General features: G+C 33.6%; 21 protein-coding genes. 19 read left to right on the top strand and 2 right to left on the bottom strand.

Annotated features, from left to right (window positions below; translation table 11 throughout):
* The first annotated feature begins 9 nt into the window (after window positions 1-9).
* The 6 genes from BLP60_RS03745 to BLP60_RS03720 are packed head-to-tail and all read left to right on the top strand — an operon-like array spanning window position 10 to window position 4207.
* Window positions 10-1095 carry a type IV pilus twitching motility protein PilT gene (locus BLP60_RS03745; protein WP_092063623.1) on the top strand — a complete coding sequence of 362 codons (1086 nt, stop codon included), beginning with the start codon at window positions 10-12 and terminating at the stop codon, window positions 1093-1095.
* Window positions 1096-1098: 3 nt separating this feature from the next.
* On the top strand, window positions 1099-2277 hold the full coding sequence (locus BLP60_RS03740) for a type IV pilus twitching motility protein PilT (RefSeq protein WP_092063620.1): 1179 nt from the start codon (window positions 1099-1101) through the stop codon (window positions 2275-2277).
* Window positions 2274-2882, top strand: a complete 609-nt coding sequence (locus BLP60_RS03735) for a zinc-ribbon domain-containing protein (protein ID WP_092063617.1) — start codon at window positions 2274-2276, stop codon at window positions 2880-2882. The genes BLP60_RS03740 and BLP60_RS03735 overlap by 4 nt, the downstream gene beginning before the upstream one ends.
* Window positions 2866-3129: a hypothetical protein gene (locus tag BLP60_RS03730; RefSeq protein WP_092063614.1), complete on the top strand. Its 264-nt coding sequence runs from the start codon at window positions 2866-2868 to the stop codon at window positions 3127-3129. The genes BLP60_RS03735 and BLP60_RS03730 overlap by 17 nt, the downstream gene beginning before the upstream one ends.
* A complete protein-coding gene (locus BLP60_RS03725; protein ID WP_092063611.1) occupies window positions 3126-3395 on the top strand; it encodes an FtsB family cell division protein in 270 nt (89 codons plus the stop codon). Before BLP60_RS03730 ends, BLP60_RS03725 begins: the two co-directional genes overlap by 4 nt.
* 17 nt (window positions 3396-3412) lie before the next feature.
* Window positions 3413-4207 carry a tetratricopeptide repeat protein gene (locus tag BLP60_RS03720; protein WP_092063608.1) on the top strand — a complete coding sequence of 265 codons (795 nt, stop codon included), beginning with the start codon at window positions 3413-3415 and terminating at the stop codon, window positions 4205-4207.
* Here the strand turns inward: BLP60_RS03720 and BLP60_RS03715 are convergent, their stop codons facing one another.
* Both BLP60_RS03715 and BLP60_RS03710 read right to left on the bottom strand, forming a co-directional pair.
* Window positions 4208-4444 (bottom strand): hypothetical protein, encoded by a 237-nt coding sequence (locus BLP60_RS03715; protein WP_092063605.1) that lies wholly within the window; start codon window positions 4442-4444, stop codon window positions 4208-4210.
* The gene (locus tag BLP60_RS03710) at window positions 4444-4923 is read right to left on the bottom strand and encodes a hypothetical protein (protein ID WP_143338910.1); all 480 of its coding nucleotides are present in this window, start codon (window positions 4921-4923) and stop codon (window positions 4444-4446) included. Before BLP60_RS03710 ends, BLP60_RS03715 begins: the two co-directional genes overlap by 1 nt.
* A 36-nt stretch (window positions 4924-4959) precedes the next feature.
* On the opposite strand from BLP60_RS03710, the gene BLP60_RS03705 reads away from it, so the two are divergent.
* From BLP60_RS03705 to BLP60_RS03645, 13 genes are all read left to right on the top strand, one after another.
* Window positions 4960-5676 carry a hypothetical protein gene (locus BLP60_RS03705; protein ID WP_092063599.1) on the top strand — a complete coding sequence of 239 codons (717 nt, stop codon included), beginning with the start codon at window positions 4960-4962 and terminating at the stop codon, window positions 5674-5676.
* Window positions 5677-5709: 33 nt separating this feature from the next.
* Entirely contained in the window at window positions 5710-6708 is a 999-nt protein-coding gene (fbp, locus tag BLP60_RS03700; protein WP_092063596.1) for a class 1 fructose-bisphosphatase, read from the top strand.
* A 12-nt stretch (window positions 6709-6720) separates the two neighbouring features.
* Window positions 6721-7776 (top strand): tRNA (adenosine(37)-N6)-threonylcarbamoyltransferase complex transferase subunit TsaD, encoded by a 1056-nt coding sequence (gene tsaD, locus BLP60_RS03695; RefSeq protein WP_092063593.1) that lies wholly within the window; start codon window positions 6721-6723, stop codon window positions 7774-7776.
* Entirely contained in the window at window positions 7777-9030 is a 1254-nt protein-coding gene (locus BLP60_RS03690) for an HD domain-containing phosphohydrolase (protein ID WP_092063590.1), read from the top strand.
* Between the two features lie 50 nt (window positions 9031-9080).
* Complete coding sequence (trxA, locus tag BLP60_RS03685) at window positions 9081-9401, top strand: thioredoxin (RefSeq protein WP_092063587.1); 321 nt, start codon at window positions 9081-9083, stop codon at window positions 9399-9401.
* Window position 9402: 1 nt separating this feature from the next.
* Complete coding sequence (trxB, locus tag BLP60_RS03680; RefSeq protein WP_092063584.1) at window positions 9403-10329, top strand: thioredoxin-disulfide reductase; 927 nt, start codon at window positions 9403-9405, stop codon at window positions 10327-10329.
* The gene (locus tag BLP60_RS03675) at window positions 10319-11050 is read left to right on the top strand and encodes an outer membrane protein assembly factor BamD (RefSeq protein ID WP_092063582.1); all 732 of its coding nucleotides are present in this window, start codon (window positions 10319-10321) and stop codon (window positions 11048-11050) included. Before trxB ends, BLP60_RS03675 begins: the two co-directional genes overlap by 11 nt.
* Before the next feature lie 42 nt (window positions 11051-11092).
* Window positions 11093-11890 carry a hypothetical protein gene (locus tag BLP60_RS03670; RefSeq protein WP_092063579.1) on the top strand — a complete coding sequence of 266 codons (798 nt, stop codon included), beginning with the start codon at window positions 11093-11095 and terminating at the stop codon, window positions 11888-11890.
* A gap of 1 nt (window position 11891) precedes the next feature.
* The gene (gene fusA, locus BLP60_RS03665; RefSeq protein WP_092063576.1) at window positions 11892-13931 is read left to right on the top strand and encodes an elongation factor G; all 2040 of its coding nucleotides are present in this window, start codon (window positions 11892-11894) and stop codon (window positions 13929-13931) included.
* Window positions 13932-14009: 78 nt separating this feature from the next.
* Window positions 14010-14447 carry a universal stress protein gene (locus BLP60_RS03660; protein WP_092063573.1) on the top strand — a complete coding sequence of 146 codons (438 nt, stop codon included), beginning with the start codon at window positions 14010-14012 and terminating at the stop codon, window positions 14445-14447.
* A 21-nt stretch (window positions 14448-14468) separates the two neighbouring features.
* Window positions 14469-15503: a type IV pilus assembly protein PilM gene (gene pilM / locus BLP60_RS03655; RefSeq protein WP_092063570.1), complete on the top strand. Its 1035-nt coding sequence runs from the start codon at window positions 14469-14471 to the stop codon at window positions 15501-15503.
* Window positions 15503-16051 carry a PilN domain-containing protein gene (locus BLP60_RS03650; protein WP_092063567.1) on the top strand — a complete coding sequence of 183 codons (549 nt, stop codon included), beginning with the start codon at window positions 15503-15505 and terminating at the stop codon, window positions 16049-16051. The genes pilM and BLP60_RS03650 overlap by 1 nt, the downstream gene beginning before the upstream one ends.
* The gene (locus tag BLP60_RS03645; RefSeq protein ID WP_092063565.1) at window positions 16052-16681 is read left to right on the top strand and encodes a type IV pilus inner membrane component PilO; all 630 of its coding nucleotides are present in this window, start codon (window positions 16052-16054) and stop codon (window positions 16679-16681) included.
* The last annotated feature ends 10 nt before the right edge of the window (window positions 16682-16691 follow it).

The following is a 16691-nucleotide window of genomic DNA, read 5'->3' as shown; positions in this document are numbered from 1 at the left end:
GGGGGTAGTATGGCTCAGATAGATGCCTTTTTTAAAATGATGCACGAAATTGGAGCATCAGATTTACACCTAACTTCAGGTTCTCAACCTATTGTGCGTTTACATGGAGAACTTCAAAGAATTAAATATAAAGTTTTAGAGACTGCTGAATTAAAAAAATTGCTTTATGAAATAACCCCTGAACATAAAATTAAAAAATTTGAAGAAACAGGAGATATTGACTTTGCCTATGAAGTTCCTGGTATTGCTAGATATAGGGCAAATTATTTTATGCACTTAAGAGGAATAGGGGCAGTTTTTAGAGAAATTCCAACTAAGATAATGACTATAGATGACTTAGGTTTACCTCAGATTTTGAAAAAACTTATGACTTTGCCAAAGGGGTTGGTTTTAGTAACAGGTCCAACTGGAAGTGGTAAGTCTACTACTTTAGCTGCGATGATAGATTATGCAAATAAGACTAGAAAGGATCATATTCTAACAATTGAGGATCCAGTGGAATTTGTCCATGAGCCTATTCAATGTTTGATAAACCAACGAGAAGTTGGAAGGGATACCCAAGGGTTTGGAGCTGCTTTGAGAGGAGCGCTACGTGAAGATCCTGACATTATTCTGGTTGGTGAAATGCGAGATTTGGAGACAATTAGTTTAGCTTTAGAGGCGGCAGAAACAGGTCATTTGGTGTTAGCTACGTTGCACACTATTTCTGCTTCTAAGACCATTGATAGAGTTATAGAAGTGTTTCCAGGAGATACTCAACCTCAAATTCGTTCAAGTTTATCCGAAAGTTTGAGGGCCATTATTTCTCAAACGTTGTTTAAAAGAGTAGATAAGCCTGGTAGAGTAGCTGCTTTGGAGATTTTAATTGCTACTCCTGCAGTAAGAAATTTAATTAGAGAAAATAAGATTTATCAAATTAATTCAGTTATTGAAACAGGTAAAAAATATGGAATGCAAAGTCTAGATGATTCTATTTTGTCTTTGTTGAAGCAAGGAATAATTTCTTCTAAAGATGCCTTTAATAAGGCAGTACATAAGAGCAAGTTTAGAGAATTTTTAGATGAAGCAGAACTTGATGATTTTACAGAGGTTTAAAGTATGTTAAAATCTCATTTAGATTATATTCTTTTCCAAGTTTTAGAAAAAGAGCCAGCTCTTTCAGATATTATTTTGACGCCCTATGTTCCTATAAAAGCTGCTGTGTATGGGGAAGTAAAGAGTCTTAATATAGAAGATATTGAAGCCTTAACTCCTTTTCAAATTGAGGCAATGGCTATAAGTATGATTGGACCGAACAAACATTTATATAAAGATTTAGCCTTACAAGGCGCATGTGACTTTGCCTATGCCTTACCTAATAAAGAGCGATTTAGGGTTAATGTTTTTTATCAAAAAGGATCTCTTGCGGTTGTTATGCGTAAACTTCTGCCAAGGATCCCCACCATTGAAGAACTAAAATTGCCAGACGTTTTTAAACGAATGGCAAGAGAAAGGTTTGGGTTAATTTTAGTCACAGGTGGTACAGGTACTGGTAAATCAACATCTTTAGCTGCAGTGATAAATGAGATAAATGAAAATTTTGCACGGCATATTATAACTCTAGAAGATCCAATAGAATTTTTTCATTTTCATAAAAAAAGTGTTATTAATCAAAGAGAATTAGGAACAGATTTTACCTCATTTGCTAGTGGACTTCGTTCTGCTTTGCGTCAGGCCCCCCATATCATACTTGTAGGTGAAATTAGAGACAAAGAAACTGTGACCACTGCCTTAGAAGCAGCAGAAACAGGACATTTAGTTTTAGGAACATTACATACTAGTGATGCCGGGCAAACTATTCATCGTATTACAGGGTTGTTTGACTTAGAAGAGGAGAGACTTGTCCGCTCCAGACTCTCTGAGAGTTTAAAGTATGTTGTTTCTCAACGTATTATGCCTAAAGTAGGGGGAGGTAGGATCGTTGCTTTTGAAGTTATGACCAAAAATTTGAGGATAAGAGATTTGATCGTAAATGGAGAAAGAGAAGATAGAACTTTTTATGATGTTATATCTCAAAGTGAAGCCTATGGAATGTTTACTTTTGATCAATGCTTGGCTTCTTATTATGAACAAGGATTAATTACAGAAGAGATCGCAATGCAATTTTGTTCAGATAGATCTCGTTTGAAAATGCTTTTAGATAAGATTAAGGCTAAGAGAGGTGAAAAATTATCTGAGATAGATGGATTAGAATTAGATTTAAGTTATGATGAAGAAAATAAGATGGGGAGATTATGATAGTAAGATGCAATAATTGTGATAAAAAAATCACAATTCCAGATGAAAAAATAAAAGGAGTTTCAAAATTTGTTGTAAAATGTCCTAAATGTGGTTCAAGAATTTTAGTAGATAAAACCAAAGTAGATGCTAACCCAGAGACTGAGAGAGCTCCTTCTTCTAAAGTGAATTTAGATTATGAGCCAGATAATGTTCCTTTGGGTAAAAAATCTGCTTTTTTGTTTGTTTTTGATCCCAGATTATCTACAGAAATAGAAGATTTTTTGCAAAATCAGGGATATTTTATTCGGAATGTTCAAAAAATAGAAGAAGCTCTTGCCCGTTTTGCTCTAAATAACTATACGTTGATGTTTTTAGAGGAAAGCAAAGATACCGACAGATTATTGGCAGAGATAAATAAATGGCCACTTTTAAGAAGACGGGAAACAAACGTTATTCTATTAGGCGAGACAGGGAGAGATTTTGATCAGAAGCTTGCTTTTTTAAAAGGAGCTAATTTTTATATTAATAAAAAAAGTGGTGAATTGTTATTGAAAATAGAGCAATGTTTAGATGAGTATGAAAGTTACTTAACTTGCTGGAAGAGTAATGAAAAAGGAACTTAAGTCTAAATTAAGAAATTGCTTAGAAACAATTTTAGAATTTGAAGATGCTTTAGGAAGATTTAATTGTGATTTTGATTTAAAACTAAATAGTGAAATGGATTATATTAAAGATTTTTTATCTAAATTAGATGATATTGAACTTGAAGATAGTGAGCTTATAAGAATTGAGGAGAGTACAAGTAGATTTTTGTTAGAAATAAAAGATTTAGTTCAGCAAAAGATTAAACCCAAAAGAGATATTCAATGAAAAAAGTTGTCATTATTCTGTTAGCTGTTATAAATATAACCTTGATATATCAAATTATTTTTTCTGAAAATAATATCCGTAAATATTTTATTTTAAAGGACAAGATGGTTTTTTTGCAGGAAAAAGTAGATAAATTAAAGAATAAAAATAGATTGATTTCTGCAGAAATATTAATGTTAAGAAATAATCCAACGTATAAGAAATTTATTCTTAGAAAAGAATTAAATTATATAAAAAAAGATGAAATATTATATTTGGTACAGTAGCAAAAAAGGAGATTATTATGGGAGAAGAAAAAAGGATTTTAGAAGAGGCTTTAAAGTTAGATCCTAGCTCTAAAATTTATTTGTCTTTAGCTCGACTTTATATTGAAGATAAGGAGTATGATAAAGCACAGGAAGTATTGGAACATGGCTTAGAGTTTTATCCAGATTCGTTAGATACAATACTTTCTTTAATTTCTATTTACAGTGAACTCAATAAAGGAGATAAAGCAATAGAATTAGTTAATGCTGTTTTTAGTCGTTTAAAAAAGAATACTATTTTTTGGAGATTGCTTGCTGAAAATATAGAGGAAAAAGGTTTTGTAATTCCTCTTAAGTTGTTAATGCTGGCTTGTAAAGGGGAATTTATTTCTTGGGATAATATTATTTTTAAAGGATTAGAGAGTATTTTAGGGAAAAATGTTTCCGAAGATATACATTATGAAGAGATTGTAGAGCATTTAGATTTTGATCAACAGGTCATAACTCCTTCTTTAGGAGAAGTTTTAATCTCGCAAGGCGAATATGAAAAAGCATTAGATGTTTATGAGAAGCTAAAAGAGCGATCAGAATCTTTAGAAGAAAAAAATAAATGGCAAGATAAAATTTCAGAGGTAAATGCGCTTATTAGAAATAATGAGAAACAAAAAGAGGTGGAAGAAGTTTCTACAGAAGAACAAATAAATACTAAGGAAGAAGTTGAAGCGAGAGAAGAGTCTCAAGGTGCAGAAGAAGAGGTTGTGGAAGATAATTCTGAAGATATGGTAGATTTTTTAGAAGAGTTAGCCTCTTCTTTAGAGAAAAGAGCAGAATAATTAGGAAGGTTGCTCACTATTTATTTGTTTTAATTTTTTTTGAATATCTTTTAGTTTTGCTTGAAGTTGTTTTTTTTGTTGTTCAAGAGTTTGAGTTTTATAGCGAGTTTTGGCTTTTAAAATTGCAAGCTCATTTTCTTTAGCTAAAATTTGATTTTGTTTTTTTATATAAATAAAACCTATAACCCAAAAAGAGATAATAGCTAATAAAAGTATAAAATATAGAATAAAATTCATTATTCCCTTCCTATTCTTTTTTTGATAGAATTAGCTGTCTTTTCGTCAAGTACTCCTAAGAGAAGTAAGGCATCGAATACAGAAAGATTGGTGGCTGTTTTTTTTACATAGGCTTCAGCTCTTTTTATTTCTTTATCAGGAACTATGTTGTGTTTACGTATATAGAGGATAGGGTCTTTGATATGATTTTCTTCTTCTAGAACTTTTTTTTGTTGAGTTTGTTTTAATTGTTTTTGTATGTTGAGTTTGGCTTCTTGTTCTTTGATTTTTTGCTGGATTTCTTTAATTTCTTTCTTTAATTGTTCATATTTTGTTTGAATAGAATATTTTTCTTTATTGAGTTGAAGCAATTTTTTCTCTGCCCGAGAGTTAATGTGGGAGATAATGATACTATCAATAATAGCAATGACTAAAAGGGAAAAGAGATAAGCTGCAAGTTCCATAGTTTGGCTTATATTGCCTATAACTAAAAAATTCAATTATAAATTTTAATTTTTGAGGAGGAAAAGGGGGAGATGAGTAAAAATTGGGGATGGATCTTTTTACTTTTAATTATTTGCGGATGTTCTGTCTGGAAAGAGACAAAGACATTATATAAAGAATATGTATATCCTGTAAGCAAGGTTGACTTAGAAAAAAAGGAAGATGTTCCGCCTTGTAAAGAGCATTTTGCTAATTATTTAACAGAGGTGGATGGTAAACTTCAGTCCTTAATTGAAAAATTAGATGTTCAAGAATCTTTACCTGATGAGAATTGGGCAAAGTCTTTAATATCAGACTATAAGTGGTTAAACGGTATAAAAGTTTTAGATAATAAAGAAGAAGTTGTTTTTCAGTATCCTAAGGAACAAGTGGTTAAAGATATTGTGCCTAAATTTTCTAGGCTAAAAGATTATAAGTTATCTTTTCAAGTAATAAATACAGACTTTGGCCCAGAATTTGTGCTTTATAAAAAATTTATTACTTCAACAAAAATAGATTTATTATTGGTTGTTTATTTTGACTTAAGAAGCCTATTTTGTAAGTCCCAAGATTCATCATTTGTGGAGATATATACTGAAGATAGTTGTTTGTGGCCTGAGAATAATAAATTAAGGGGTATAAATTGGTCAGAGATGTTAAGACATAGAACCAATGGAGTTCTTGCAATAAATGGGGAAAAGTGGTTATGGTTAGCTCGTAAAGTTGGAGAGAAATGGTTAATATATGCGTATCTATGTGGAACAGTGTAAAAGTTTAGAAGGCGTAAGGATAAGGAGGTAGGTATGCGTCAGATTACTGTTATTGAGCATTTGCTTTTACATCAAAAAGAAAACCCATTAGCAACAGGAAATTTTACAAGGCTTTTAACAGAGCTTATTTTAGCAGCTAAGATAATTTCTAGAGCAGTTAATAAGGCAGGCTTGATGGATGTGTTAGGAGAAACAGGCGAGATTAATGTTCAAGGGGAACAGGTTCAGAAATTAGATGAGTTTGCGAATAGAGTGATTATTCATCGGTTGCAACGCTCAGGAGTCCTTTGTGCTATGGCTTCAGAAGAAAATGCAGATATTATAGAAATACCTGAGAAATATTCAAAAGGAAAATATTTTTTAGTGTTTGATCCTTTAGATGGTTCTTCTAATATTGACGCCAATGTAAGTATAGGTACTATTTTTTCTATTTATAAGCAGGAGAAGGATACAGATTATCCTACATTAGGCGAATTGCTTCAAAAAGGCTCTCAACAAGTGGCTGCAGGATATTTTTTATACGGCTCTTCTACCATGCTGGTATACAGTACAGGACAAGGTGTGCATGGATTTACTTTAGATCCTAGTGTCGGTGAATTTTTGCTTTCTCATCCTAATATAATGATTCCTAAAAAAGGTAAAATATATTCTGTTAATGAAGGATATTTTCCATTTTGGGATGATAAAACAAAGCAAGTAATAGCTTCATTTAAAGATGTTTCTGCTGGGAAGTCCACATATAGTCTGCGTTATATAGGATCGTTGGTGGCTGATTTTCATCGCACTCTTTTATATGGAGGAATTTTTATGTATCCAAAAGATTGCAGAGATCCTAAAAAACCTAGGGGCAAATTGAGACTGTTATATGAAGCGAATCCTATGGCTTTCTTAGTAGAACAAGCTGGTGGAATGGCTGTAGATGGAGAGCAGAGGATTTTAGATATTTTACCAGAAGAACTTCATCAGAGAGTTCCATTATTTATTGGTTCTGCTACTGAGGTAAAAAAAGTGCTTGATATTTATAAGAGTTAAGTAGGAGTGAATGTGTTAACCTTAGGGATAGAAACTTCTTGTGATGAAACAGGTCTAAGCTTGGTAGATAATGGACAGGTAATTGCTGAAACCTTGGCCAGTCAGGTAGAAATTCATTCTGTATTTGGTGGGGTGGTCCCTGAGTTGGCATCAAGAGAACATTTAAAAGTTTTGCCCCAGCTATTTGAAATTCTATTAGAAAGAAGTAAGTGCTCTCCTAAAGATATAGAAGTAATAGCTGTAACAAGAGGGCCAGGTCTGTTGGCAAGTTTACTTATTGGTCTTGGTTTTGCAAAGGGACTTGCTCTTAGTCTTGGGAAGAATTTAATAGGTATAGATCACCTTCTTGCTCATTTATTAGTTACGGATTTGGAACAAAATTTAGAATTTCCTTGTTTGGGATTATTGGTTTCAGGAGGGCATACTCACCTTTATCTTATCAAGTCGTTTTTTGAATTCAAGTTGTTGGGTAAAACTTTAGACGATGCCATAGGAGAAGCCTTTGATAAAGTAGCAAAAATGTTGAATTTACCCTATCCTGGGGGAGTTTTTATTGATAAATTGGCTAGAGAAGGGAAAGTAGATAAAAAAATGTTTCCTCGTCCTTATATAGATAATACTAATTTGGATTTTAGCTTTAGCGGCATAAAAACAGCTGTTGCAAATTATTTAGCTATGCATCCAGAGGTGATTTTCCCTAAAGCAGAAGAAAATGCTATCTTGTTAGCTAACCAAGACGTTAAAGATATGTGTGCATCTTTAATTTATGCCTTAGTTGAATCTTTAAAGATAAAGATCCGTAGGGCCCTTAGATTGGCTAAAGTAAAGGGATTGGTAGTGGCAGGAGGAGTAGCCTGCAATAGTGTTTTAAGACAGGAACTGAGAATTTTATGTGAGGAAAACAATCTTAAATGTTGGATCCCTTCGCCTAAGCTGTGTACAGATAATGGGATAATGATAGCCTATTTAGGAGAAATTTTTGCTAAGGCTGGTTTTAAACATGATTTGTCTTTAGATGCAATTCCAAGAGGAAGAACCATACCGTGGGATTTTAAGGAAAGTATGTAAATGGTCATTTCAGATCTGAGTGCTAAACTTATATCTGTTGGCATTGCCCTAAGTAGCGTAATAGACCTTAATGAATTATTAGAACTTATTTTATTTAAGGCTAGAGAGCTAACAAATGCTGATGCGGGAACTATTTATTCTGTAGATGGTAATCATTTGGTGTTTTTAACTAGTCAAAATGATACCTTGGAGAAGCGGTTTGGTAAAGAAAAAGTAAAAAATTTATTTGAACACTTTTCTCTTCCTATGAATAAGAAGAGTGTAGCAGGGTATGTAGCTTTGACAGGCAAGAGTTTAATAATAGATGATTTGTATAAAAATGAGGAATATGATTTTTGTTCTTATAGAGAATGGGACAGGGCAAATGGCTATTATTCAAAGTCTATGTTAGTACTTCCTCTGAAGACTCCGAGAAATGAAGTTGTTGGTGTTTTGCAGCTTATTAATGCAAAACAAGGAGAGCAAATAATTCCCTTTAAAAAAGAATTTTTAGAGCCAATGCGTTATTTCGCGGCACAGGCTGCTGTAGCTCTTGTTAATGCAAAGCTTTATCAAGAAATAGAGGAGGCTCATTTAGATACACTTTTTAGGTTAGGTGTGGCTGCAGAATATAGAGATAAAGAAACAGCATCTCATATTAGAAGAGTAGGAAAGATGGCTGTATTGTTAGGTAAGGAATTGGGTTGGATGGATGAAACAGAGCTATACTGGGCAGTGGCTATGCATGATGTTGGCAAGTTAGGCATTCCTGACGTAATTTTACAAAAACCTGGCCCTCTTACCTCAGAGGAACGGAAAATTATGGAGAAACATACTCTTATTGGAGGCTATATTCTAAGAAATGCAAAATCTTCTCTTTTAAAACAAGCCCAAGTGGTTGCCTTAACTCATCATGAACGTTATGATGGACGAGGATATCCTAGAGGATTGAAGGGTGAAGACATTCCCTTAATAGGAAGAATTGCTGCTATAGTAGATGTGTTTGATGCTTTAAGCTCTAAGAGAGTTTATAAGCCTCCTTTTTCTGAAAGAGAAGTAGAAATGATACTTTTAGAAGAAAAAGGACATCATTTTGATCCATTATTAGTGGAGATATTATTAGATAAATGGAATTCTTTTTGGGAGATAAAGAAGATAGAAAGAGAAGAACAAGAAAAAGAACTTTTTTTAAAAGACGTTTCGTGGGAAGAAATTTGGCAAGAAATAGAAGTTAAAAATCTTTATTTTCTTGACAGGTCTAAAATAGGTAACTAAATTCTAGTTTAAAATTAGAATATACGTATAAAACTTAAAAGGAGAGAATCATGGCAGGTCAGGTTACAGACAGTAACTTTGAGGCAGAAGTATTGAATTGTGAGCAGCCCGTATTAGTAGATTTTTGGGCGCCATGGTGTGGTCCATGTAGGGCTATTGCACCGATTATTGAAGAACTAGCTCAGGAGTATGCAGGGCAGGTAAAAATAGTTAAAATGAATGTTGATGAGAACCCATCTACGCCTAGTAAATACGGGATTAGAGCTATTCCTACTCTTATTTTATTCAAAAGTGGCCAGGTAGTAGAACAAATAACAGGTGCAGTTTCTAAATCTAGTTTAAAACAAATGATTTCTGAAAAGGCTCTTTAAAATGAAAGAATTTGAAGTAGCCGTAATTGGGGGCGGTCCTGCAGGATTAACGGCCGCCCTTTATCTTTTACGGGCAAGAAGAAAGATTGTTTTAATTGAGAAATTAAGCCCGGGTGGCCAGGTTTTATTAACAGAAAAAATAGAAAATTATCCAGGTTTTCCTAATGGAATTGCAGGTTTTGAACTAGCAGATGCCTTTGCGAAACAGGTAGATCTCTATAATCCTGAAAAGATTTTTGGAGAAGTAAAGTCACTTAAAATAGGAGACAATTTTCATACTGTTGAGCTAGAAGAGGAAGAAATAAAAGCAAAGGCTATTGTGATCGCCAGTGGTGCTAGATGGAGAAAATTAGGTGTTCCAGGGGAACAAGAATTTGCAGGGAAAGGTGTATCTTATTGTGCTGTATGTGATGGTAATTTTTTTAGAGATCAAGTTGTAGCTTGTATTGGGGGCGGTGATACAGCCTTGGAAGAGTCATTATATCTTTCAAAAATAGTAAAAAAGATTTATCTTATTCATAGGAGAGATAAATTTCGCGGCACAAAAATTTATCAAGAAAAGGTATTAGCCAATCCTAAAATTGAAGTATTATGGGATACAGTGGTTACAGAATTTAAGGGTGAAAAAGAATTGCAAGCTGTTGGTCTGAAAAATGTAAAAACTGGAGAGAATAAAGTATTAAATGTCAATGGAGCTTTTGTGTTTATTGGGGTTGAACCAAATACGGACTTTTTGCCTTCAGAGATTAAAAAAGATGAGAGAGGTTTTGTATTTACAGACTCAGAAATGAGAACCAATATTCCTGGGATTTTTGCCGCAGGAGATATTCGAGCTAAATTGTGTAGACAAGTATCTACTGCTGTAGGAGATGGGGCTTGTGCTGGATTTAATGCTTCTTCGTATTTGGAACAGTTAAATGATGAGTAGAATTAGACCTATTTTTCTTCTTTTTCTTCTTTGTTGGAGCCTTAGTGGATGTGGAGTCGTTGATTACCTTTTTTTATCGCCGCCTGAGGACACAGCCCAAGAACTAGCTCAGGCAGGTTATGACGCATTACAAAATAAAGATTATTCTAGGGCGATAGAGTATTTTTCTAAATTAAAGGATCGTTATCCTTTTTCTCCATATACTCCTCAAGCTGAGATTAGTTTGGGGGATGCTTATTTTTTAAATGGAGATTATCAGGCAGCAGTGGATGTGTATAAAGAGTTTGAAGCCTTACATCCTAGACATGAGGCCATAAGCTATGTGCTTTTTAAAATTGGATTAGCCAATTATAAACAGTTTGAGTCTGTGGACAAGCCCTATACAAATGTGGCTGAGGCTTTATCTTATTTTACGAGAGTAGTGGAAAGTTATCCAACAAGTAAATATGCTAAGGAAGCTAAATTATATATCCGTAAATGTCGTTATTTAATGGCAGAGCATGAGTTGTTTGTAGCTGATTTTTATTGGAGAACAGGTAGATATTTAGCTGCTTGGAAAAGATATTCTTATGTGGAAAAAAATTATTCAGATTTGCCAGAAGTTTTAGAGTATGCAAGGGAAAGAAAATCCTTAGCTTATCTAGAATATCAAAAGGAAAAAGGAGAAAAGGCCCGGGAGAGGGAACAGGGAAGTTGGAAAGAGTGGTTTGATTGGTTATAAATAAAAGCGGCTTAAAGCCGCTTTTTTTATTAAGGCGTAAAAATGTGGAATGATTTTTTTGAAAAATATGGTTTAAAAGATAGCATTTTAGACAAAGCATATCAAAAAACTACAGCAAGACAACGAAGTTTCTTTAAACAGCAAATTGCTGATTTAAGTTATATTTATCCATTTAATCAACCTTCTCAAAAGAGGGAAGAAAAGTATTTTTCTATATGCACTTACAAAAAACAAACGAAACCTTTTAGAAAGGTTTTATGTATTATAGAACCTAAGTTTTTGGCTATTAATCAGGTATTGGCTGTTGTATTGCCCCTTATTGCAAGCGGAATAGAACAAATTGGAATTGTGTTTATAGGTAAAATTAATTTTTCTCAAAGATTTTATTTTTTAACTGCTTTAGAACTTGCAGGGATTAATAATATAGCATGTGCTTCTAGGAAAAGTATTTATACTTTTTGGGAACAAGAAGACATACAAGGAGTGTTTTGGTTTGGTTTTAAAAAAGAAAAAATTCCTTTTGAAGGAATACTTTGGAGAGTGCCCCAAGTTGAAACAGGGGTTATAGTAATGCAAGAAAAAGAATTAGATTTAAATATATTATTGTGGGCGCATCCTCATATTCAATTTAAAGCTCTTTATTTTTCTAATAATTGGGTTGAAAAAATTTCAGAAAAAGAATTAGAAACAAGAAAATTTTTTCTTACTATAGGAGAAAGAAACTTATTTGAAAGTCCTTTAGTCTTAGGAAAAGGAAAGGAAACAAGTTGGATTTGGCCAGATATTGAAAGATACATCCCTAAACAGCATAAAGTGATGTTAATCAAGGGGGAAGACTAGTATGAAAAAAGAGAAGTATCTGGAACAAATTCGAAATATAGGAATTATTGCCCATATAGATGCTGGTAAAACTACTTTAAGCGAAAGAATTCTGTTTTATACTCAAAAAATTCATAGAATGGGAGAAGTGCATGAGGGCACGGCTACTATGGACTATCTTCCTCAAGAGCAAGAAAGAGGTATTACTATTGTTTCTGCTTGCACAACCTTAGAGTGGAAAAAGAAAATTATTAATTTAATTGATACTCCAGGCCATGTAGATTTTACTATAGAAGTAGAGAGAGCGCTTAGAGTATTAGATGGGGTTGTTGCTGTTTTTTGTGGCGTGGGGGGAGTGGAACCTCAAAGCGAGACAGTTTGGCATCAATCTGAGACTTATAATATTCCCAAGATTGCTTTTATTAATAAAATGGACAGGTTGGGAGCCAATTTTGATTTTGTTTTAGAGTCTATGCGTGATAAATTGAATGCAAATTATGTAGTTATTCAAGCCCCTTGGGGAAGTGGGGAGGAGTTCAAAGGAGTCTTTGATGTTTTGCAACAAAAGAAAGTTGTTTTTAATGTCCAAGATCAGGGTAGAAGCTTTGAATATCTGGAATTAAATTCAGAAGAAAAAGAATATGTTGATAGATATAGAAATGATCTTTTGGAAAAATTGGCTGATTTAGATGATTCTATTATGATTAAATATGTGGAAGGGGAAGATATTGAATTAGCCGAGATTAAGAATGCTTTACGTAAATTTACTTTAAAAGGAAAAGTTGTTCCTGTGCTCGCTGGCTCTGCTCTTAAGAATATAGGAATACAGCCTGTTTTAGACGCCATAGTAGATTTCTTGCCATCACCTTTAGACGTACCGCAACTAGAAGGGATAGACCCAAAGACTAAAGAAAAAAAGAGTTTTCCTATTTCTGCAAAAGCTCCGTTGTCTGCTCTTGTTTTTAAGGTAAGTATGGAGACGGGAAGAAAGTTAGTATTAACTAGGTTGTATTCAGGAGAACTGAAGCCAGGTCAAAATATCTATAATGTTACTCAAAAAAAACAAGAAAGGGTTGCCCGCATTTTTAGGCTACATGCAAATCATAAAGAAAAATTAGAAAGGGCAAAGGCTGGAGAGATAGTAGCTTTAGCAGGACTTAAGTTGGCTAGGACAGGCGATACTTTGGCTTTAGCAGAAGAACCTATTTTGTTAGAAAAAATTGGCGAATATAAACCAGTTATTTCTATAGCCTTGGAACCTAAAAACTCAGAACATGAAGAAAAATTAGAAGAAGTCCTGCAAAAGCTTTTGCAGGAAGATCCTACTTTAAAAGTGGAACGAGATGAAAATACTGATCAAATTATTCTTTCTGGGATGGGGGAGCTACATTTAGACGTAGTAATGGATAGAATTAGACGGGAGTATGGAGTAGAATTTCGATCTGGAAGACCTCAGGTAGTATATTTAGAAACTATTACTAAAAAGGCTGAGGCTGTGGGAGAATTTGCAAAAGAATTAGGAGAAGAATTTCACTATGGTTGGGTGAAGGTTATAATTGAACCTAGAGAAAGAAAATCAGGAGTAAAGATAGTTTGTGAAATAGATCAAAATGAATATAGTAGTGATATAATAGAAAGTGTCCTTCAGGGAGTGGAAGATGCCTTACAATCAGGTTCTATCAAAGGATATCCTGTTCAAGATATTTTGGTAAGAGTAAAAGAATTACAGCTTCAATCAGGAGGAAGCCCAGTAGGATTTAGAATGGCTGCAGTTAAAGCTGTGAAAAATGCTTTAGAAAAGGCTTCGCCAATTTTGCTAGAGCCTATTGTGTGGGTAGAGATATATACGCCTGAAGAATTTGTAGGAGAATGTGTGAGTTTAATAGGTAGTAAGGGTGGGAGAATAGAAAATATGTATGAACGAGGAGGACAGCGAATAATACAATGTCTTGCTGCTTTAGAAAGGATGTTTGGATTCTCTACTGACCTGCGTTCTGTTACTCAAGGACGAGCTAGTGTAATGATGAAATTTCATAGTTTTGATATTTTAAATAAAAGTTAGAAAAAAGGTTGTTATAATTTTAATTTTAGGATAAGTAAATTTATAAAAGAGTGGTTGATTTTTGAAAAGGAGGCGGTTATGGTGAATATTAAGAAAATTTTATGTGCAATTGATTTTTCTGATATGAGTAAAAAAGTTGCAGAATACGCTAAGACTTTAGCAGAGGCTTTAAAAGGAGAAATTGTTGTTTTATATGTAGCACCGTCTCTTTCTCAGTATGTTGGTTTTCATGTTCCTCCTGCTTCTATAGAAACTTTTGTGGGAGAGATAGTTTCTGGTGCAGAAAAAACAATGGAAGTCTTTATTCAAGAGAATTTTGAGGATATGAAGGCGACTGGTATTGTGCGTACAGGATATGCTGCTGAAGAAATTTTGGATTTAGCTAAGACAGAAGATGTAGATCTGATAGTAATGGGGACTCATGGACGTAAAGGAATTGATAGGATTTTGTTTGGTTCTGTAGCAGAAAAGGTGGTTAAAAGTTCAGACAAACCAGTGTTAACTGTGCGTCCTTAATAAAAGGAGTGAGATTAAAAAGTGTTTGGGCAAAAGACAGGTGTAGGTTTAGATTTAGGCGCAAGATGGATTAAGCTTGTGGCATTGGAAAAGAAAGGTAAGAAACTTTCTTTATTAAGAACAGGTCGTTTTATTGTCCCTATGGAAGAACGAGGTAAGGAAGAGTTTGGGGATAAATTAAAATTATTTTTTCAGAGTTTAAAATTAAAGGGTGTGCGAGTAACAACTTCTGTAAGTGGGCAGGCCTCAATTGTTAAAAAAGTTATTTTTAAAGCAAAAGATGAAGAGGATTTAGAAGAAGTTATACTAAAAGAGGCTAAACAATACATTCCTTTTGATATGAATGAGGTGGTTTTAGATTATCAGGTGTTGAAGGTAGATAAGCAGGAAAGTGCGTATGAAGTATATTTAGTAGCCTGTAAGAAAGAGTTTATTAATAATCAAATAAACTGGTTGTCAAAAGCAAAAATAAAGGTAGAGTGTATAGATATTGATGCTTTTGCTATCTCAAATGTCTTTGAATTTAATTATCCAGAAGAAAAGGCTAAAACAGTTTTTTTGTTTGATATAGGAGAACGTCAGAGTATTTTTTCTGTTTATTCTCAAGGAGAACTAGTGTTGTTTAGAGAAATGGGCTTTGGAGGATTTAATTTAACAAATAGAATTGCTTCTTACTTGGGTGTGAGTGTAGAAGATGCTGAGAGAGTTAAGTTAAATGGGGGTATTGAGCTAGATAAACAACAAAGAAAAGAAGTTTTTAAAAGATTAGAAGAAGAAATAGAAAATTGGCTTGCAGAGTTGCGGAAAGTAGTAAATTTTTATAAGACTACATATCCTCAATCTGGAGAAGCAGAAAAAATCTTTTTGTCCGGAGGATGTACTTCTATTGTGGGGATAGATAGAAAGTTGTCTGAAGAGTTTGAAATCCCTGTAGATTTTCTAGATCCTTGGAGAAAGATAGAACGGAATGCCAAATTTTTTGATGCAAAGTATTTAGATGAAATAAAATACCAAATGGTGACCGCTACAGGACTTGCTTTAAGGGGTGTTTTATAGTGCTTAAAATAAATTTACTTGTAAAAGAAAAAAAGAAACGCCTTCCAATAAAGGGAGACTTTTGGGTTTTTTTAGTTGTTTTAGTGTTGGTTGTTGGTATATGTGGGGGGGCAAGTTGGTGGTTGGGAGTAAAGGTAGATGCTTTAAAAGCTTTAGAGAAAGAGAAGTTGAGTCAAAAAAGACAACTGCAGCTTACTATAGCAAAAGTAAAAAAACTTAAAAAAAATGTAGAAGGATTACAACAAAAAATAGATGCTATAAGAAAGATTAGAGAAAGACAGAATCTACCAGTAATTTATATAGATGAAGCAATAAAGGCAATTCCAGAAAATAAATTATGGTATGAAAGTTTTAGTCTTTCAAGTAGTGGAGATATAATGGTTCAAGGAGTGGCTTTAGATAATCAGGTTCTAGCCTTTTATATTGAGAGACTTAAGCGTTCGCCTTATGTCAAACAAGTAGAAATTTTGTTGACCAATAGGAAAAAAGTTGGGCCATATGAATTAGTAGATTTTAAATGCCATCTTGTAATGGGGAAGACGTCGTAAATGGAAAAGATAAAAAAAGCTATCCAGGATTTTTTTGCTCTTCCTGAAAAGAAGAGATTTATTGTTTATGGAGTGATTATTGTTTTAATTATAGCAGTATGGGGTTACTTTGGTATTTGGGCTAATTTAGAGGAACAGAATAGACTCTCCAGTAATTTGAAAAGATTAGATACAGAGATTGCTCGCTATAGAGTTATTGCTTCAAGATTGAAAGCAGTGAGAAAGGATTTAAAATTTTATGAAAGACAGTTTGTTTTAGCAAAAACCTTATTGCCAGAGGGAGCAAAGGCCTTGGAAAAGCTTTTGGCCTCTTTTGAGATGAAAGGACGAGAAAAGGGGATAGAATTTGTTTATTTTCGTCCTCTTAATGAAGTTAAATTTGACTTTTATGCTGCCAGACGGGTGAATATTCGGATAGTTGGAAGTTTTCATGATATTGTGAGTTATTTAGACGAATTAACTAGATTAAATAGACTAGTTAGTATCGAAAATATAAAGTTTGCTCCACGGGGAAAACAAACAAATGTAAGTAATCTTTTAGTAGATTGTAATTTAAGAGTATATAGGGCTTTGACAGAGGAAGAGATTTTGGCTCAACAACAGGCTAAGAAAAAGAAAAGAAGAAGATAAGGTAAGAATA

The organism is Desulfonauticus submarinus (genome assembly GCF_900104045.1).
Taxonomy (GTDB): Bacteria; Desulfobacterota; Desulfovibrionia; order Desulfovibrionales; family Desulfonatronovibrionaceae; genus Desulfonauticus; species Desulfonauticus submarinus.
The sequence above is the reverse complement of the archived record's forward strand: the minus strand, read 5'-3'. Positions and strand labels throughout refer to the sequence as shown.